Source organism: Salinispora cortesiana (assembly GCF_000484695.1).
Classification (GTDB): Bacteria; Actinomycetota; Actinomycetes; order Mycobacteriales; family Micromonosporaceae; genus Micromonospora; species Micromonospora cortesiana.
This window is the reverse complement of record NZ_AXVR01000155.1, coordinates 1-2,125: the sequence shown is the minus strand read 5'-3', so window position 1 is coordinate 2,125 and position 2,125 is coordinate 1. Positions and strand designations below refer to the sequence as shown.

3 protein-coding genes and 1 pseudogene are annotated in these 2,125 nt (G+C 71.0%); all 4 read right to left on the bottom strand.

All coding sequences use genetic code 11. The features are described from left to right. Positions 1-195 precede the first annotated feature (195 nt). Complete coding sequence (locus tag K228_RS0124710; protein ID WP_018828841.1) at positions 196-834, bottom strand: hypothetical protein; 639 nt, start codon at positions 832-834, stop codon at positions 196-198. 186 nt (positions 835-1,020) lie between these two features. Further along, positions 1,021-1,392, bottom strand: a complete 372-nt coding sequence (locus tag K228_RS0124705; protein ID WP_018817850.1) for a hypothetical protein — start codon at positions 1,390-1,392, stop codon at positions 1,021-1,023. Then, a complete protein-coding gene (locus K228_RS0124700; protein WP_025620757.1) occupies positions 1,389-1,850 on the bottom strand; it encodes a hypothetical protein in 462 nt (153 codons plus the stop codon). Before K228_RS0124700 ends, K228_RS0124705 begins: the two co-directional genes overlap by 4 nt. Positions 1,851-1,945: 95 nt before the next feature. After that, positions 1,946-2,125: pseudogene (locus K228_RS0124695) on the bottom strand (hypothetical protein); the annotation flags it as partial.

Here is a 2,125-nt window from a genome sequence, read left to right as displayed (position 1 = left end):
CCGTGGTCGGGTGGTGTTCGCCGTTCGCGCTCGCGAGACTTCCGAGGCACGCGCTCCCTCGGGAAGCAGACACACGCATGATGGCGATGCTCGGTTCTTGAGCGGCAGGCAGGGGCAGCGGGCCCAGCCGATTTCACACGTGAGGCGTGGCCGGACGGGGGGGCCGGCACGCCTCACGTGCTTGACCAGAGGAGTCTAGTCGCCCTCTGCTGCGGCGAGTAGCCGTTGAGCGGTGCGTTGTGGGATGCCGAGGCGTTGGGCTAGCTCGATTCCGAGGCCGCGCCGGTCCCGCCCCTCGGCGCGGGCCTGCGCGAGGAGGGCTGCGGCGGCCTGCAGGCGTGGGTCGTCGGCGTATGGGTGTGGTTTGTAGGGGCCGGTGGTGCCGGGGGTTCGGCCGGTGGATTGCCGGCCGGTGCGTGCGTCAGCGTGTGCCCATACGGTGCGTCGGTACCAGTACCGGCGGATCCGTCCGCTGGGTAGTTCCTCGGTGTTGTCTGGGTTGTCGATCAGCTCGTCCGGCAGATTGCGATAGGAGCGGTAACCGAGGATCGCCGCCGCGCCGCCGGAGGTGACCAGTTCGGTCGGGCTGCCGCTGCGGTCGACCTTGGTCAACTCGGCAAGCTTCGAGGCCCGGTGTGAGGCGTGGAACGCCTCGACATCGTCGAGCCAGAACCACTCCCCGCCGTCGTGGGTGAAGCCCTCGGGGAAGCCGAACCGGTCACGGTGCAGGTGCCAAAAGTTCACCGTGGGACGCGCCGCGCCCGTGCGCGCGGCAACCCCGTCGCGGTCGACGGCGACTCGTCCGCCGATGCTGCGCTGCGCCACGGGGATCATTGTCCACCTCCTGTCCATTCGAGGCGGCCCGCGAGGCATCGGCGCGGGCCGGGGTGGCGGCTACGATCGGGCGCACATCCACCCCGGGAGATGCGGTGCTCGATCGGCGCGTGGCCTGGGGATCGGGTGAGGTGGCCGGCGGGGGTTCCACACGCCCTCGGGTGTGCCTGCCGGCCACCGACCCGCCTATGTGTGCGGCCGGAGCAGCCGCCACGCCACCGTGGCCATCTTGTCGATGTCCAGGGCGAGGAACTTCGCCCGTGTCGGCGGTTTCATCACGTCGTACACGGTCAGGATCGCGGCGGCGGTGGTGCCGTCCACGATCACCCCGTCGATCTTGCGCATGTACCCGCGTGTGATGTCACGCAGTACCTCGATGTTCCGAGGGTCGCCTGCGGTGGCGTCGTTGGGCAGTTCCTCGATCCACACGAGGTCCGGGCAGTCCGGGCAGTCGATCTGGAGCGGGTCCTCGGATACCCGGGTCACTGGGCCATCGTCGGCCCCGCACACTGGTCCGGGGTGGTGGGTGGCCTTGGCGTGCGTGTAGCCGCGCGTCACGACCGGCTTCCATCCGGAGCCGGGGCTACCGGGCCGAAGGCGGCCGGGTCGGCGGCGGTGCCCCGGTTTGCTAGGCGGGCCGGGTCGAGGGTGACGCCGAGCCGGTTGCGTGCCGAGTCGATGAGGCTGGCGGTGTGGAAGAGAATCGCGGCGCTGAGTTCGTCGTCGCCGTAGTCGTGGCCGATGCGGCACGCGGCGGCCAGCGACCGGAACGCCGCGCCGAGGTGGGTGACGAGGGTGGCGCGGTCGTCGTCGCGGCCACATGCCGTGATCCTGTCGGGGGTGTAGGTGCGCTCATCGCCGTTGGGGAACCGCAGCCGGTACCAGTGCACCCACGTGGTGAAGCTGTCGAGTCGGAAGTCGGTGACGGTGCCTAGGCGGTACTCGAAGGCGTGCTCGGGCTGGTCGACGCGGGCGGTGTCGCCCAGGCCGAGACGTTCGCTCGATGGCAGGGGCATCGTGCTCTCCGTCCATGGAGGGGGTCAGCGGGTGGAAGGGGATGGTGCAGGCCGGCGCCGGGCGGCGCGGGTGGTGCCGCGCCGCCCGGGGCTGCTTACTGGGGCGCGGATGCGCGGCCGATGGCCTGGGTATCCCCACCGTTGGCGGGCGTGGTCGGAGTGTGGGTGGTGGCTACGGGTGGCTGGGTGGGTAGTGGGGGCAGGACGCGGTGGAGCATCGTGCCGGTGCGGTCGAGGCTGGCAGCGGCGTGTGCGGTCAGGTGCACGCCGATGGC